The organism is Neobacillus piezotolerans, assembly GCF_003362805.1.
Classification (GTDB): Bacteria; Bacillota; Bacilli; order Bacillales; family Cytobacillaceae; genus Bacillus_D; species Bacillus_D piezotolerans.
The window spans coordinates 129,217-145,181 of the sequence record NZ_QNQT01000007.1; the positions used below are offsets into that span (position 1 = coordinate 129,217).

Sequence of the window (15,965 nt, forward strand, 5' to 3'; positions counted from 1 at the left end):
GAGTTACTTCCTTGCAGCTTTGCGACGAGCTGAAGACAACTTCCCTGAATATGCTATGGCGCAGGAGCACCTTGCCCACAGTAAAGGAAACACGATGAGCGAATGCGAATCGATGTTGACTTATCGTAGCGAGGGGACCGAAGTACACTAGGCGCTGGGCGTTGGAGCTAGACAACTTTTATACATTCTTATGTTTTTTAAAAATAATAGAACTAGTTTCATAAAAACCGAGGCCCCTTCCCTTCTATTTACGGAAAGGGGCCCTACCCAACAATGAAGGAAGGGAATTCTTGTGGTGCAGAACATTCACATATTTGATACGACCTTGCGCGATGGGGAGCAATCCCCCGGAGTCAACTTGAATCAGCTCGAAAAGCTGGAGATTGCCAAGCAGCTTGAACGGTTTGGCGTGAATGTAATGGAAGCCGGGTTTCCCGCTTCTTCACACGGAGATTTTGAAGGTGTACGGACCATAGCCCGAACCGTCAGGAACGCATCAATCGCAGGCCTTTCGAGGGCAACGAAAAGCGATATTGATACCAGCTGGGAGGCACTAAAGGAAGCGGAAGCCCCACGCCTCCATCTGTTCATTGCCACATCCCCCATCCATATGACGTACAAACTGAAAAAGTCGCCCGAGCAGGTTACCCAGCTGGCGGTCGATATGGTCCGTTACGCTAAGACGAAGTTTCCGCAGATTGAATGGTCAGCCGAAGACGCCTCCCGCTCCGACCTTGATTTCCTTGTCCAAATCATCGAAAAGGTTATCGACGCCGGAGCGACAGTTATCAACTTGCCTGACACTGTCGGCTATGCGACCCCGGCGGAATATGGCCGGATGTTCCGCTATGTGAAGGATAATGTCCGAAATATTCATAAAGCGATTTTATCGGCGCATTGCCATGATGACCTTGGGCTCGCGATTGCCAATTCCCTCGCCGCCATTGAAAATGGGGCAACCCAGGTAGAAGGAACGATCAACGGAATTGGTGAGCGCGCCGGAAATGCAGCGCTCGAGGAGTTCGCCGTAGCTCTTGGCATCCGCAGGGACCAATTTCCTTTTTCCACAGGATTGAACTTAAAAGAGATCAAACGGACGAGCGATTTGGTCCGGAAGCTTACCGGAATGCCGATTGCCCCTAACAAAGCTGTAATCGGGCAGAATGCTTTTGCACACGAATCTGGCATCCACCAGGATGGAGTATTGAAACACCCGCAAACCTATGAAATTATCAATCCATCAATGGTCGGCATCGAATCGAATGAGCTTGTACTCGGGAAACACTCCGGGCGCCATGCCTTCAAGGAGAAAATTGAGAAGCTTGGATTCTCACTGACTGAAGAAAAATCAGAAGAGGCCTTCAGGCAATTCAAGTCATTAACTGACCGAAAGAAAGAAGTCACCGACGAAGATTTGTTTACAATTCTTACTGACATCCAGACGGCTGTATCCGATGTAAAAAAATATGAACTGCTTGCCTACCAGGTCCAATCCGGCTCTATCAACCTTCCAACCGCTACCGTTGCATTGACAACCCCGGAAGGGCTGCGCGCAGAAACTGCCAGGACCGGAAAAGGCCCTGTCGAAGCTTTATACAATACACTTGAAGCATTGATCAAAGAAGAAATCCATTTGACGAGATACCAATTAAGCTCGGTCGGCCAGGGACGCGACGCACTTGCAGAAGTCCATGTAAAAATGACTGTCAACGGGATGCCGGTAAGCGGGCGCGGATCATCCCAAGATGTGCTTGAAGCTTCAGCTAAAGCATTTTTAAACGCAGTCAACCGCGTCTTTTACGGACAAACCGCGAAAGTTCTACAAACAGCGAATAGCTGATTGGAAGGCATAAAATACAATGATGAAGGAGGCTATTTCCATGAAAAAACATATTGTCATGCTGCCCGGAGATGGGATAGGCCCGGAGGTGATGGACTCGGCCAAGATGGTTTTAAACACAATCGCAGAGGAATTCAGCCATTCCTTCACCTTTGAAAGCCAAGATATTGGCGGAATCGCGATTGACCGGCAAGGCACCCCGCTTCCCGCAGAAACATCCGCCGCCTGCAAAAAAGCCGATGCGGTCCTCCTTGGAGCGGTTGGCGGGCCAAAGTGGGATTCCAACCCTTCCCATCTCAGGCCTGAAAGAGGTTTATTGGGAATCCGGAAGGAACTTGGGCTCTTCGCCAATCTAAGGCCCATCAAAGGTTTTGAAAAACTCCTGCATGCGTCCCCTCTCAAGGAAGAGGTTGTAAAAGGGAGCGATCTCCTTATCGTCAGGGAACTTACCGGCGGCCTCTATTTCGGAACTCCAAGCGAGCGGCGCGACAATGGCCAGTCGGCTGTCGACACTCTTTTCTATTCACGCGCCGAGATTGAAAGGATTGTGGACAAAGCTTTTCAATGCGCCAAGCAGCGCCGCGGCCAACTTACTTCTGTAGACAAGGCCAATGTGCTTGAATCAAGCAAGCTGTGGCGGGAAGTTGTCGAGGAAAAGAGGCAGCAATACCCAGACGTTGCCGTTGAACATGTCCTTGTCGATGCGGCGGCGATGAAATTGATTACGAACCCATCCCAGTTCGATGTCATCGTAACCGAAAACATGTTTGGCGATATTTTAAGCGACGAAGCCTCTGTTTTAACAGGATCGCTTGGAATGCTTCCATCCGCGAGCCTGAGGGAAGATGGCTTTGGCCTTTATGAACCTGTCCACGGGTCAGCTCCGGACATCGCGGGCAAAGGAACTGCCAATCCCGTCGCCATGATTCTTTCGGCAGCGATGATGCTGAGGCATTCTTTTGGGCTGAATGAAGAAGCGAACGTGATTGAAGAAACGGTCGAGTCCATCTTGAATGGCGGTTTCCACACAGCTGACATCAAAGCCGCCGGCGGGCAAAAGGTTGGAACGAAAGAAATGACTCAAAAGATAATCGACTCGATTAAAACAAGAAACGCAGCCAACTGCATTATGGACTGTTACGCCTAAAAAGGAGGATAACCATGCACTCGCCAAAGACAATCATCGAAAAAATATGGGAAAAGCACGTTGTCCATCAAGAGGATGGCAGGCCTGACCTTTTGTATATTGATCTACATCTCGTACATGAAGTAACTTCTCCCCAGGCTTTTGAGGGATTGAGAATGAATGGGCGGACTGTCCGCAGGCCGGATCTTACTTTTGCGACGATGGACCACAACGTTCCCACAAAGGATCAGTCTGTCATTAAGGATTTAATTTCGAAAAAGCAGATAGAAACGCTGATTGATAACTGTCGTGAATTCAACATCCCGCTTGCGGATATTGCCCATCCCGACAATGGGATTGTCCACGTCATCGGCCCGGAGCTTGGCCTTACCCAGCCAGGCAAGACGATTGTTTGCGGCGACAGCCATACATCGACGCACGGTGCATTCGGTGCGCTTGCATTCGGGATCGGCACAAGCGAAGTCGAACATGTCCTTGCGACGCAAACGCTTTGGCAGCAGCGCCCAAAAACATTGAATATCAAAGTGAATGGGAAGCTTGGCTTTGGCGTAACCGCGAAGGATTTAATTTTGGCAATTATTGCCCAGAATGGAGTGAGATTCGGTACAGGATATGTAATTGAATATACCGGCAATGCTATCCGCTCCCTGTCAATGGAGGAAAGGATGACTGTCTGCAACATGTCGATCGAGGCGGGTGCCCGCGCAGGATTGATCACTCCTGACGAAACTACGTTCAACTATCTTCGCGGAAGAAGATTCGTGCCTGATGGCGCCGAGTTTGACAAGGTTGTTGAGCAATGGCGCGCGCTTGCAACGGACGAAGGCGCAGTTTACGACCATACAATCGAAATCGATGCCTCTGCAATCGCTCCGCAGGTTACCTGGGGTACGAACCCCGGAATGTGCATCTCTGTCGATGCTATGATTCCAGCACCTGAATCCGGCTCTACTGAAAGTGAAAAACAGGAGATTGAGCGCGCCCTTGACTATATGGGCCTTGAAGCTGGACAGCCAATCACCTCTGTCACTGTCGAGCATGTGTTTATTGGTTCGTGCACAAATTCAAGGCTGAGCGATTTACGCAGGGCCGCTTATGTCATCCAGAATCGACATGTTAATCCGGGTGTCCGCGCAATCGTTGTGCCGGGTTCGAAAAGCGTGAAAGCGGCCGCCGAACAGGAAGGCCTTGATGTTATTTTTAAAACCGCGGGCTTTGAATGGCGTGAAGCGGGCTGCAGCATGTGCCTTGCGATGAACGATGATATCGTCCCGCCAGGCGAGCGCTGCGCATCGACATCCAACCGGAACTTCGAAGGGCGCCAGGGAACCGGGGCGCGTACCCATCTTGTCAGCCCTGAAATGGCCGCCGCGGCAGCAATTGAAGGCCGCTTTGTGGACATTCGCCAATATGCCGCAGTGGAGGTGGTATAAATGGAACCAATTACAATCCATACCGGTCTAGCCTTCCCACTTGACCGTAGCAATGTGGACACCGACCAGATTATTCCGAAGCAATTTTTAAAACGGATCGAGCGCCAGGGATTTGGGCAGTTCCTATTTTACAATTGGCGGTTCGACCATTCGGGCAAGCCGATTGAGGATTTCCCGCTCCATGATAAAAAATATGTGGGCGCGTCTATCCTGCTGGCTGGAGACAATTTCGGCTGCGGCTCTTCCCGGGAACATGCTCCTTGGGCCCTACTCGACTACGGCTTCAAGATTATCATCGCTCCAAGCTATGCCGATATTTTTAAAAACAATTCGGTCAAAAACGGGATTCTGGCCATTGAAATGCCTTATGAGCAAATCCAGCAGCTTATGCAAAAAGCGGAAGCGGGAAACTATTCGTTGACCGTTGACCTCGCCGCCCAAACTGTCCAGGACGGAGAGGGATTCTCGTATCATTTCGACATCGGCGAGTATTCAAAGGAAATGCTCTATAACGGCCTTGATGATATCGGAATCACCCTTTTGCACGAGGAAAAGATTACTGAATTCGAAAACAGGCATTAACATCCAATTTACGAAAAATGAAGGAGCGTGAACCCCTTGGGGATTCTTTAACGACTAACATGATTTCCGATGCAATGGAACAATTGGCGAAGACGGTTTACCGCACTCCGCTTACGACCTCTACATTCCTCAATAATCTGGTCGGAAAAAACGTCTTTTTTAAAATGGAAAATCAGCAAAAGACCGGGGCTTTTAAAATCCGCGGGGCGAGCTATAAAATGTCGCGCCTGACAGAGAAGGAATTGCAAAAAGGCGTTATTGCCGCATCAGCAGGCAACCATGCCCAAGGCGTCGCTTTCGCCGCTTCGAGGAGAGGGGTAACAGCAAAAATCTTCATGCCCGAAAATACGCCCGAAGCCAAAATCAAGGCGACCGAAAATTACGGTGCGAAGGCTGTCATTACTGGGGCTTCGTTCCAGGAAGCATACGAAGCGGCCCGCCTGGAGCAGAAGATGACAGGGAGCTTTTTCCTCCATCCATTCGATGACTATGATGTGATGGCCGGTCAGGCTACGATTGCGATCGAAATGCTAAAGCAGCAGCCGTTTCTTGATACGCTAGTCGTCCCGGTGGGCGGAGGCGGCCTGATTTCCGGAATTGCGGTTGCTGTAAAGCATCTGCAGCCGAAAATCCGCGTTATCGGCGTCCAGGCAGAAGGAGCGAAAGTAATCCATGACCACTTCCATCGCCTCCCCTCCCCTGGCCTGCCCTTCATGGGAACCATCGCGGAAGGCATTGCCGTAAAGGAACCCGGTATCTTGACCCTTCCAATCATCCGGCACTATGTAGATGATATGATTTCTGTAAGCGAATCGGATATCGCCCAAGCCATTGTTTACATGCTTGAAAGGAAAAAAAACTTAGTCGAAGGGGCTGGCGCGGCAGCCTTTGCCGCCCTCCTCGCAAACCGAAGCACCATCCGCTCCAAAAACTGCGGCATCATCGTCAGTGGCGGCAACATGGACCTATCCAGGCTAGGCTTCATCCAGCAACTGGCCCAGGGTGGTTCTTTGCCGTGTTTGGCATGAGTTTCATGAATATATAATAGAAGAAAGCCAACTCTAGGTGGTTGGCTTTCTTCTATTATTATTAAAAGTCATAAACCCCGTCAGAATCATTTCACTCGTAAAAAACGCCAACATCTCATTTTGATTTTATAAACGAAGAAAAACAGCCACCAACTTACCGATGGCGTGGTGATAATCATAATTTATGAACATCCCCATCGAAGACAGGATTCTCATTGTTTGGGAGGTACCAAAGCGTTTTAAGTGGGATTCCGTTTTCTAAGAACAATTGGTGCAGTTCCTCCATAAATACGCCTCGCGTTTGGTCGCATGATGGACTGCTCTGGATGCCGAGAATTCCTTCAATGATGAATCCGTTTCTCAAGTACTCTTTAACCTGTTCAATAATCGGTTCCAATATGTGCCTGCAATGTTCGCGGTATTCCCTCGTATCATATTCCTCATATGTCATTGGCGGGCGCTCAAGACCCAAAAAGGTGAATTCCGGACAAGGCAACTGCAGGATTCCGTATCCTCTTTCCACAATCCAATGGACAGCAGATGGGATTGCCCCTAGTGCCCTGGCTTCTCCGTCAATGACAGTGTTTTGATTCACAATGCAGTGGGATGTCAGGATAATCCGTTTACTACGCGGCATTATTCTTTTTCATTCCTTTATAGGTTTTGCTAAAGACGGGCAGCTTACTGATAATTGCCATCACTAGCAGGCAGGTAATTATTTTATCAACAAGATTGCTTGAAATTCTTGAAATGAATGTTGAGGCGAAAATGCCTTCCCCAGCCGCTCGCAGCCAGAGAACTATTACATCCATCCCGCTCCCGTTCAACCCGCCGAAAACGGCAACCGCAATTGGTGTTCCAATAAGCGGGGCAACAACCGATAGAATTAGGCCCGTAGCCAGGGCAATATACCACCTAGTAAAATCAAACCTTCGAGCCGCAAAACCGACAACAAGTGCAATTGCAACATTGACAAGGCCAAAAAAGATAGCTGTCGGACCAGTTGTAATACCAAGCACAAGATTTGTCAAAACGCCGACAAGCGCCCCCCACCAAGGGCCAAAAAGGACTGACATTAAAACCGTACCGATTGTGTCAAGGAACAAAAGCGGTATTTTCATCCATGATACTACAGTTCCAAGCACAACATTCAGCGCTATGCATAGCGCCCCGAATGTAACTATATTCGTTCTGCCAACTTTCATCCAGTCTCCCCCTCTTCCTCTTCATACTCTGATTCTACTGCCATATCAATTTTTTACCAGAAGATTTTTTTGATACAAATCTCTCTCTTTTATAGATAAAAACGATACTAGCAATAAGAAATTTTCAGATTTTCCCTTGGACCCTATTTCCCAAACAACTGAAAATGGATTATACTTTATTGACTATCACTATTAAAAAGGAGACTTTCCAATGACTGAAAATACAAATCCTGAAACTGAAAAAAAGAAAATCAGCCTGCAGGAGGCTATGAAGCAGCAGCTTGCCAACAAGAAAAACCAGGCTGCCGCGGCCAAGGGGAAGGGCGCCACTGACACTTCGGCAAAAAAGATGAAGAGCCAGATGACGAAAAAACCAAGCAATACACGCAGGAAAATGGGCTCTTAAAATGGATGGACAAAACCGGAAGGACATTACACCAGGAATTACAGTCGACATTGTCCTGAAAGAGGACCAGAGAACTGGCAGGCTGACGAGGGGAATCGTGAGAGATATTCTCACAAAATCCCCAAACCACCCCCACGGCATTAAAGTTAGGCTTACGGACGGACAGGTCGGCCGGGTCAAGAAAATCCATTCAGAAAACTAAAAAGCATTCAGGGACTGAAAATCCTTGAATGCTTTTTTACGTTCACTTATTAAAATTGTTCACGAAATTAGTATCTACCCCAACAGCTTTAAAGAGCTTTTCCATCCTGCCCATAAGGGTGAAAATCCTAAAAATCCTCCGTGCTTATACTGTTTGCGCGGTTTTTTCGACAAGGGACTTGCTTTCCCATACACGGCTCTTCCACCTGAAGTACATGACAATCCCCCTGAACCATTCATCAGCAATGAAAGCGATCCAAATCCCAACCAGGCCCATTTCCATCGTAATCCCAAGTAGATAAGCAACAGGTACGCCGATTCCCCACATCGACACAAACGCCATTTTCACCGGGAAATTTGCATCCCCGGCGGCCCTCAATGCCGCGATAATCACGATATTGAATGTCCTTCCCGGCTCAAGGATGATACCCAGCAGCAGCAGTTTCGCCCCTTCGGTAATGATATCATGATTATCCGTAAAGATATCGAGAAGGGACTCCCTGAATAGGACCATAGGTATAACGACTGCCACCGTCATCAAAAGGCTCCATTTCAGGCTTTTCAATAGCCTGTGGTAAGCTCCGTCATAATCCCCCGCCCCTACCCGATAGCCAACCAGGATTTGTGTCCCTGCCCCAAGCGCGATTGCGAAGAGCATCATGAACGACATAATGTTCCATGTATAGACCCTGGTCGTTAAAGCCATCGCGCCAATCAGGGCGATGATGGCGGTCATCGCTATCTGGCTTGTATTGTAGACAAGGTTTTCCCCGGCGGATGGAACCCCGATTTTTAGGATTTTTTTAATAAAAACAGGGCTGAAATCCGTATAGTCTTCTTTTCTTATTTTTACCGGGAGGCGCTTGCAGAGCAGCCAAAAAATCATCACAACCGCGATTGCCCGGCTGATGGCTGTCGATATCGCCACCCCCTGGATACCAAGCTGCGGCATGCCAAAGAGCCCATAAATAAAAATGCTGTTCCCCGCAAGATGGATGATATTCATCAGAATCGAAATCATCATCGCTTCCTTTGAAAAGCCATTTGCGCGAAGAATTGATGATGCTGTTACGAGAAGGGCCTGGGAAAACAAGGTTGCCCCTACAATCGCCAGGTATTGTTCAGCAAGCCGGTGGATTTCCGGCGTAAGGCCGAAAAGGTTCAAGAAATACCCTTTGAACAGGACGACAAACGCGCTGATTGCAATTCCAAAAATGAGATTCAGAGATATGGAGATTCCAGATATCCTTCTGGCATCCTTTATGAGGCCGGCTCCTAGATTCTGCGAGACAAGCACCGTTGTTCCGGTTGCTACAAATCCAAATATCAGAATCGTGAAAAACACAAGCTGATTGGCGACCCCAACGGCCGCCACCGCTTCATCTGACACATAAGAAAGCATGAATGTATCCGTGCTTCCCATTAACATATGCAAAAATGACTCAATGAATATTGGCCATGTTAAAGCAAACAGTCCAGGTTCTATGAAGCTTTTTTTCTTGGCTGCTTCCGCCATGTATTCCACCTTCTTCACTTGCGGTTTTTTTACGCAACTTCCCTACTCTAGAGCATTCTCGAGTTTAAGTCTATACTTTTTTAAAAAACTGCTTTGTATTTGGCTGGTGATTAATAATAAAGGGGAGCTGGAACAACAGCATCATCGTACCTTTTTAAAAAACAGCCCACTGTAGCAACCGTTTTGGCTTGCATCCAGCGGGCTGTCGTTTAGTTGGATAAAGATGTTTCAAACTGTACTTTATGCAGGTTGGCAAAAATGCCTCCCTGTTCAATCAGTTCGTCGTGGCTTCCTTCCTCTGCGATGCCTTCTTCCGTTACGACGACAATCCTGTCTGCGTTGCGGATTGTCGCGAGCCTGTGCGCAATGACAAGCGTTGTCCGGTTTTTGGACAGGTCGGTAAGCGCCTTTTGAATAATCCGCTCGGTTTCGGTATCTAGCGCAGATGTCGCCTCATCAAGGATAAGGATCGGCGGATTTTTCAGGAACATCCGGGCAATTGCAATGCGTTGCTTTTGGCCTCCTGAAAGTTTCAGCCCGCGCTCACCAATCTGGGTTTCATAGCCATCAGGGAGCGAAGCAATAAACTCTTCTAGATGGGCTTTTCTCGCGGCATCTTCAATTTCTGCCTGTGACGCTCCAAGCAATCCATACGCAATGTTCTCGCGCAGTGTTCCAGTGAACAGGAAGACATCCTGCTGAACGATGCCAATTTGCGAGCGGAGCGATTTTTTCGTCATCTCTCGTATGTCGATGCCGTCAATGTATATGCCTCCATGATTCACATCATAGAAACGCGGGATCAATGAACAAATTGTCGTTTTCCCAGCGCCTGAAGGGCCAACGAATGCGACCGTCTCCCCGTGGTGGATATCGAGATTAATCCCTTCAAGGACGGGCTTATTCGAATCATAGCTGAAGGTAACATCCCTGAACGTGATATCCCCACTTAAATGGGGAACTGCTATGGCATCCGGGGCATCGACCACATCCGGGCTCTGGTCCATCAGCTCGGTAAACCGTTTGAAGCCCGCCATGCCTTTCGGATACAACTCAAGAATGGCACTGATTTTATCAATCGGCTTGAACAGGACGTTTACATATAGAACGAATCCAACCAGTTCTCCGTAGCTTAGTGCCCCTGTAAAACTTAGCCATGCTCCATAGACAAGGACCACAAGGACCATCAGCCTTGTCGACATGTAGATTCCGGAAGAACTGAACGACATCACCTTGTAGGCAGCCAATTTCGCCCTGCGGAACTTCCGATTATTTTTCGTAAACCGCTTGATTTCGAAATCTTCGTTTGTAAAAGACTGGACGACGCGGATTCCGGCAACGCTGTCTTCTACCCGAGCATTCACGTCCGCGATATCATTGTACATGTTTTTCCAAGCGGCATTCATCTTCCTGTTCGCATAGGAAATTAGCCAAACCAAGAATGGAGCGATAATCATCGCTGTCAGGGCCAGCTTGACATTGATTGTCAGCATAATCCAAAAAGCGCCCACAAACGTCATAACCGCAATGAACAAGTCCTCCGGGCCATGGTGTGCAAGCTCTCCAAGATCGAATAAATCATTGGTGATCCTGCTCATGATGTGTCCGGTTTTCGTGTTGTCAAAAAAGCGGAACGATTGCTTCTGGACATGCTGGAACAATTCCTGCCTCATATCTGTTTCGATATTGATCCCGAGCTTATGCCCCCAGTAGTTGACAATAAATTGGAGCATCGTACTCACAATATATAATAGAAGAAGCCCGATGCTAACCCCGATGATTGCATTCCAGTCCCCGCTGGGCAGCAATTTATCGATGAACCAGCTAACCGCTAGCGGGAAAGCGAGCTCAAGCGCCGCCACTATGACAGCACTGCTAAAGTCGATAATAAATAGCCTTTTGTGAGGCCGGTAATATGTAAAAAAACGCCTTATCATTCTCCATATCCCCCCTGCTCTTCCTGTGATTATATGCCAAATCGGGCAGAATCCACAACACCTTTTTTCGGAACCCGAAATACAAATACGAACAGTGCCTGTCACTACCCGAATTTTGTCGAAATACGAACAGTGCCTGTCACCATCCGGTTTTTGTCGAATAGATTAGACCATTATTAAAAGGAGCGGCCATGGCTGGCCGCTCCAAAACTGTTCAGTATTTTCCGCCTAAACAAGACACCGTTTTACGTTTGCTTTATAGTCTTTAGTTTACTTTCAGATTCTATTTCTTCTCGCCTCCGAAACGGCTTCCGCAGCCATTTCATACATTCGTTCAACTCCTGTATGGGATGCCTCGAAACGATAAGCGTGTGTTGGCTGGATGCCAAGATTGCCCGCCTCCTGTGCCGCATCGATGTTCGCTCCCATGAAGATGAACTCCCAGCTGTATTTTTCCTGTTGGTGCCGGATAAGCTCTTTTACTTTTTCATAGGTGAATTCCCGGCTAGCATTTTCCATCCCATCTGTGGTGATGACAAAAATAACTTTTCCTGGCCGCCGGTTCTCCTCCGATTTTGATAATCTGCAGCCGACATCGACAATTGCCCTTCCTACCGCGTCAAGGAGAGCGGTCGACCCTCTCACAAAATATTCTTTTTCCGTTAGCACGGCGCTCTTCGCGTTGATTCCTTCCCACACTAGTTCATACTTATCGTCAAACAGGACCGTCGATACAACCGTTTCCCCTTCAAGGGTTGTTTGCCTTTTCAAGAAGGAATTAAAACCGCCAATCGTATCCTGCTCAAGCCCGGCCATTGAACCGCTCCGGTCAAGAAGAAAAATAATTTCTGTTAAATCTTTATTCATTCTTCCGTCAACTCCTTTGGTTTAATTGGTATAATAATAACTTGATAAGCCAATCATTTGGTCGCCTGCGGGGCGACAAATATGGAGGTCGGCCAGGATGCTCGATCAAACGTTTTTTATAGAATTACAGAATTATATAAATGACCACATGGAAATACGATTTTTAGAAGAAGCCAATAGCAGTCATGAAATCTTTAATCGTGATGAAATCTTTAAACGGGATGGGATCTTGGAAAGCATCTCGCCCATCGAGATTGATGAGTTTATCAAAGAGAAACGGCAGCCTGTCCTGAGGGAAGTCCTTTTCAGCTTCATTGACAGGAAAGGGGCCACCGATGCCGAAATTTATAAAAAAGCACAGGTTGACCGCCGCCACTTTTCAAAAATCCGTTCCAATACGGACTACCGACCAGGTAAAAATACGGTAATCGCGCTCGCGCTGGCGTTGGAACTTGATAAAAAAGAAACCGGCAAGCTGTTAAGCTCCGCCGGCTATTCCCTGTCGGACAGTGATACTTCCGACCTCGTGATTCAATTTTGCATTGAAAAAAGGATTTTTGATATTCATCAGGTGAACGAGGCTTTGGTATATTTCAGCCTCAAACCGCTAGGTGGGTCCATGGTTTAAAAAGAAATCCAGGGAAATATGCCCCCTGGATTTTTGTATTATGTGAAATTAACGCCTCTTCGCAATCATTTCAATTTCCACTTCGGCCCCCAGCGGCAGCGCCAATATGGCGACTGTCGTCCTCGCGGGGAAAGGCTCGGAAAACTGCGTTTTATAAACATCATTCATTTCTGAAAAATTATCCATGTCCGTCAAATAGACATTTACTTTTATTACATCATCCGGCGTCAGCCCGGCGGCTTCAAGTACGGAGAACAGATTCGCGAAGCACTGCTTCGTCTGCTCCCCGATGCCTCCTGAAGACAATTCCCCGGTCGCTGGGTCTATCGGCGTCTGGCCGGATAAATAAACCAGCTCACCGGCGTCCACCGCGTGGGAATAAGGCCCAACCGCCTTCGCATCCTTTGATTCATATACCTTCCTCGCCATTAAACCATCTCCCTTTCCGATTGTGTACTTTCTTGGTTCAAGACACCATTCCACTTTTAATTAGTTCGAGATAGCTTGCCCTTTTCCTCCAAAGGGGGCGAAGATTTCATGCTTTTGCCACGTCGGGAAACAAAAAGGCGTCAAGCAGCGAAGCGGGACCTTCCCTGTCACCCTTGGCACCGTGCCCGTTGATAGCTTCTTTTTTTCATCCCTGTTTTATAGTTTTTACTACTTTCCTTATTATATCGTTTGTATGGGGTATGTCAGTGTGGATGTAAGCCATGGCGGATGTAATGGCTTGTCTTATTTTCGCTTCTGTCAGCATGCTTTGATTTCCAACTGCCCTGAAGTAGAGGTACATCGGGAGGGAACCATCTTTTGTTGGGAGCTCATAATCGATCCCAACTCTTGCTGCTCCGTTTTTCTCATAAAACCGTATTCTCCTTTTTTGAATTTCCTGTTCCGCCTCGTCCTCTTCCCCGGGAATTTCAACCTCGAGAAAAACACCGAGAAAGTCATCCTCCTGTTTGTAACTAGCAATGGAATTAAAAAGGGCCGACCCATAGCCCGAATTTCGGAATTTTATATCCACAGCTATGTAATCAAGCCAAAGGGCATTGATTTCTTCAATCTCATATATGCATGAATATCCAATTAACTCCTCAAAATGTTTATGGTAAGCAAGAAGTAATTTATATTTCCCCATAGCAACCAGGCGTTCAAGCTGGCCAAAGTCCTTCAGTTCCTCCGGAGCAAAATCGCGTTGAAACAGCCCGTATATAAGGCGAAGATCATCCAGGTTACCTTCTATCAACTTAATTTCGTTCATTTTGCTGTCGATCGCTCATCTCCCCCTCTCTTAAAATTCTATCTATCATCCAAATATAAATACCTCAAAAAATGGAGCCTCTTAAAAGGGCCCCATCTATAAATATATTAATTAAGGTGTGACAGTTCTATCATCGGGGTCACTCCCACAATGTTTTTGCGTTTGGCATCAAGGGCACTGGCAGCTGCCTTTTCATTATTTTTTTAAAAAAACAACCGTTTCATACGGCCTTAGGACAAGCCTGGATTGTTCCAACTGGACCTCTTTGTAATTTTGGACAATTACTTCCGCACCCGTTGCCTCGTGAATAAGATTCTCTTCATCCAGTTCGATTTCTTCATCCCCGAAGTTGCAGAGCACAACAAGCTTTTCGTCCCCAGACCTGCGTTCATAGGCAAACAGAGCGGGATGGGAGCGGTAGAGCAAGTTGAAGTCTCCGGTTGTAATAATATCCAGTTCCTTCCGCAATCCAATAAGATGTTTGTAATGATAAAAGATTGAGTCCTTATCTTCCAAAGCTTTTTCCACATTAATTTCCTTATAGCGCGGGTTCACGCCAATCCAAGGGGTTCCGTCTGTGAATCCCCCATTCGGCCCGCTGGTCCATTGCATCGGTGTCCTGGCATTATCACGGCCCTTCACATAAATCGACTCCATGATTTTCTCATGAGGAATGCCTTGGCCCCGCTTTTCCCTGTACATGTTCAGCGTCTCGACATCCTTATACTCATCAATGGACTCAAACCGTACATTGGTCATGCCGATTTCTTCGCCTTGATAAATATAAGGGGTCCCATGAAGCATATGCAGGCAAGTCGCTAGCATCTTGGCGGAAAGAACCCGATGCTCCCTGTCATTTCCAAACCGGGAGACAATCCGGGGCTGGTCATGGTTATTCCAATAAAGGCTATTCCATCCGACTCCATGGAGCCCTTTCTGCCATTTTTCAAAATTCTCCTTAAGGTCGACGAGGTCCAATTTCTCTAAGTTCCATTTTTCCCCAGGTCCGCTGTCAAGCCCCATATGCTCAAAGGTGAAAATCATATTCACCTCTTTGTTTTCCGGAGCCGTATACGCTTTCGCATGATCGACCCTAACCCCTGGCATTTCACCCACCGTTAAAATATCATACTTGGAAAGTACCTCTTCATTCATTTCCCGAAGGAACTCATGGATTCTTAGGCCATTCATGAAATATGGGCTTCCATTCCCATAAAGAGCCCCTTCCTCGACCGCGCCATCCGGAAGGCCATCCACTTTGGAAATGAAGTTGATAACATCCATCCGAAATCCGTCAATTCCCTTATCGAGCCAAAACTTCATCATCCTATAAACCTCTTTGCGCAATGGGGGATGTTCCCAATTCAAATCGGGCTGCTTTTTTGAAAAAAGGTGCAGATAATACTGTCCGGACGCCTCATCGTATTCCCAGGCTGGCCCGCTGAATATGGAACCCCAATTATTCGGCTCCCTTCCTTCCTTTCCGTCCCGCCAATAATAATAATCACGATAAGGGTTATCCCGTCCGCTTTTCGACCTGACAAACCACTCGTGTTCATCCGATGTATGATTCACGACAAGATCCATGATGATTTTGAGCCCGCGCTCATGAGCAGAGGCCAAAAGGAAATCGAAATCGGCCATTGTCCCAAATTCATCCATGATTTTGTAATAATCGCGTATATCGTAACCATTGTCGTCATTCGGGGAATCATAGACCGGGCTCAGCCAGATGACATCAACTCCAAGCTCCTTCAGGTAATCCAGTTTTTGGGCAATCCCGGCGATATCGCCAATACCGTCTCCGTCAGCATCATAAAAACTTCTGGGGTAGATTTGATAGACAACGCTCTTTTTCCACCAATTCGTTTGCTCCATAACGCCCTCCCACTTATATGTATTTAACTATTACATTTT

Annotated in this window: 16 protein-coding genes; 8 read left to right on the top strand and 8 right to left on the bottom strand. The window is 47.4% G+C overall.

The window, feature by feature from the left end; genetic code table 11:
* The first annotated feature begins 295 nt into the window (after positions 1 to 295).
* From DRW41_RS15495 to DRW41_RS15515, 5 genes are read left to right on the top strand one after another with little or no spacing between them, the layout of a single operon-like run.
* The gene (locus DRW41_RS15495) at positions 296 to 1,840 is read left to right on the top strand and encodes a 2-isopropylmalate synthase (protein ID WP_115453022.1); all 1,545 of its coding nucleotides are present in this window, start codon (positions 296 to 298) and stop codon (positions 1,838 to 1,840) included.
* Between the two features lie 40 nt (positions 1,841 to 1,880).
* A complete protein-coding gene (leuB, locus tag DRW41_RS15500) occupies positions 1,881 to 2,987 on the top strand; it encodes a 3-isopropylmalate dehydrogenase (protein WP_115452924.1) in 1,107 nt (368 codons plus the stop codon).
* Positions 2,988 to 3,001: 14 nt separating this feature from the next.
* Entirely contained in the window at positions 3,002 to 4,420 is a 1,419-nt protein-coding gene (gene leuC / locus DRW41_RS15505; protein ID WP_115452925.1) for a 3-isopropylmalate dehydratase large subunit, read from the top strand.
* Entirely contained in the window at positions 4,421 to 5,002 is a 582-nt protein-coding gene (gene leuD, locus DRW41_RS15510; RefSeq protein ID WP_115452926.1) for a 3-isopropylmalate dehydratase small subunit, read from the top strand.
* A gap of 17 nt (positions 5,003 to 5,019) precedes the next feature.
* Complete coding sequence (locus DRW41_RS15515) at positions 5,020 to 6,030, top strand: threonine ammonia-lyase (protein ID WP_245959460.1); 1,011 nt, start codon at positions 5,020 to 5,022, stop codon at positions 6,028 to 6,030.
* A gap of 175 nt (positions 6,031 to 6,205) precedes the next feature.
* Here DRW41_RS15515 and DRW41_RS23050 read toward each other — a convergent pair whose 3' ends face one another.
* Positions 6,206 to 6,667 carry a CD3072 family TudS-related putative desulfidase gene (locus DRW41_RS23050; protein ID WP_181884582.1) on the bottom strand — a complete coding sequence of 154 codons (462 nt, stop codon included), beginning with the start codon at positions 6,665 to 6,667 and terminating at the stop codon, positions 6,206 to 6,208.
* A complete protein-coding gene (locus DRW41_RS15525) occupies positions 6,657 to 7,235 on the bottom strand; it encodes a CD3073 family putative ECF transporter S component (RefSeq protein ID WP_115452927.1) in 579 nt (192 codons plus the stop codon). Before DRW41_RS15525 ends, DRW41_RS23050 begins: the two co-directional genes overlap by 11 nt.
* A gap of 211 nt (positions 7,236 to 7,446) precedes the next feature.
* Here DRW41_RS15525 and DRW41_RS15530 point away from each other — a divergent pair, with 211 nt between their 5' ends.
* A complete protein-coding gene (locus tag DRW41_RS15530; RefSeq protein ID WP_115452928.1) occupies positions 7,447 to 7,641 on the top strand; it encodes a hypothetical protein in 195 nt (64 codons plus the stop codon).
* Between the two features lies 1 nt (position 7,642).
* On the top strand, positions 7,643 to 7,843 hold the full coding sequence (locus DRW41_RS15535; protein WP_115452929.1) for a YwbE family protein: 201 nt from the start codon (positions 7,643 to 7,645) through the stop codon (positions 7,841 to 7,843).
* Between the two features lie 144 nt (positions 7,844 to 7,987).
* Here DRW41_RS15535 and DRW41_RS15540 read toward each other — a convergent pair whose 3' ends face one another.
* The 3 genes from DRW41_RS15540 to DRW41_RS15550 form a co-directional block, all read right to left on the bottom strand.
* The gene (locus DRW41_RS15540; RefSeq protein ID WP_245959461.1) at positions 7,988 to 9,376 is read right to left on the bottom strand and encodes an MATE family efflux transporter; all 1,389 of its coding nucleotides are present in this window, start codon (positions 9,374 to 9,376) and stop codon (positions 7,988 to 7,990) included.
* Positions 9,377 to 9,567: 191 nt separating this feature from the next.
* Positions 9,568 to 11,295: an ABC transporter ATP-binding protein gene (locus DRW41_RS15545; RefSeq protein ID WP_115452931.1), complete on the bottom strand. Its 1,728-nt coding sequence runs from the start codon at positions 11,293 to 11,295 to the stop codon at positions 9,568 to 9,570.
* A gap of 276 nt (positions 11,296 to 11,571) precedes the next feature.
* On the bottom strand, positions 11,572 to 12,162 hold the full coding sequence (locus tag DRW41_RS15550) for a vWA domain-containing protein (protein ID WP_115452932.1): 591 nt from the start codon (positions 12,160 to 12,162) through the stop codon (positions 11,572 to 11,574).
* A 97-nt stretch (positions 12,163 to 12,259) separates the two neighbouring features.
* Between DRW41_RS15550 and DRW41_RS15555 the strand changes: the two genes are divergently transcribed.
* Entirely contained in the window at positions 12,260 to 12,790 is a 531-nt protein-coding gene (locus DRW41_RS15555) for a hypothetical protein (protein ID WP_115452933.1), read from the top strand.
* A 48-nt stretch (positions 12,791 to 12,838) separates the two neighbouring features.
* On the opposite strand, the gene DRW41_RS15560 is transcribed toward DRW41_RS15555, so the two are convergent.
* From DRW41_RS15560 to DRW41_RS15570, 3 genes are all read right to left on the bottom strand, one after another.
* The gene (locus DRW41_RS15560; RefSeq protein WP_115452934.1) at positions 12,839 to 13,219 is read right to left on the bottom strand and encodes a RidA family protein; all 381 of its coding nucleotides are present in this window, start codon (positions 13,217 to 13,219) and stop codon (positions 12,839 to 12,841) included.
* A 205-nt stretch (positions 13,220 to 13,424) separates the two neighbouring features.
* Positions 13,425 to 14,048 carry a GNAT family N-acetyltransferase gene (locus tag DRW41_RS15565; protein WP_115452935.1) on the bottom strand — a complete coding sequence of 208 codons (624 nt, stop codon included), beginning with the start codon at positions 14,046 to 14,048 and terminating at the stop codon, positions 13,425 to 13,427.
* 195 nt (positions 14,049 to 14,243) lie between these two features.
* The gene (locus DRW41_RS15570; protein WP_115452936.1) at positions 14,244 to 15,926 is read right to left on the bottom strand and encodes a glycoside hydrolase family 13 protein; all 1,683 of its coding nucleotides are present in this window, start codon (positions 15,924 to 15,926) and stop codon (positions 14,244 to 14,246) included.
* Between the last annotated feature and the right edge of the window lie 39 nt (positions 15,927 to 15,965).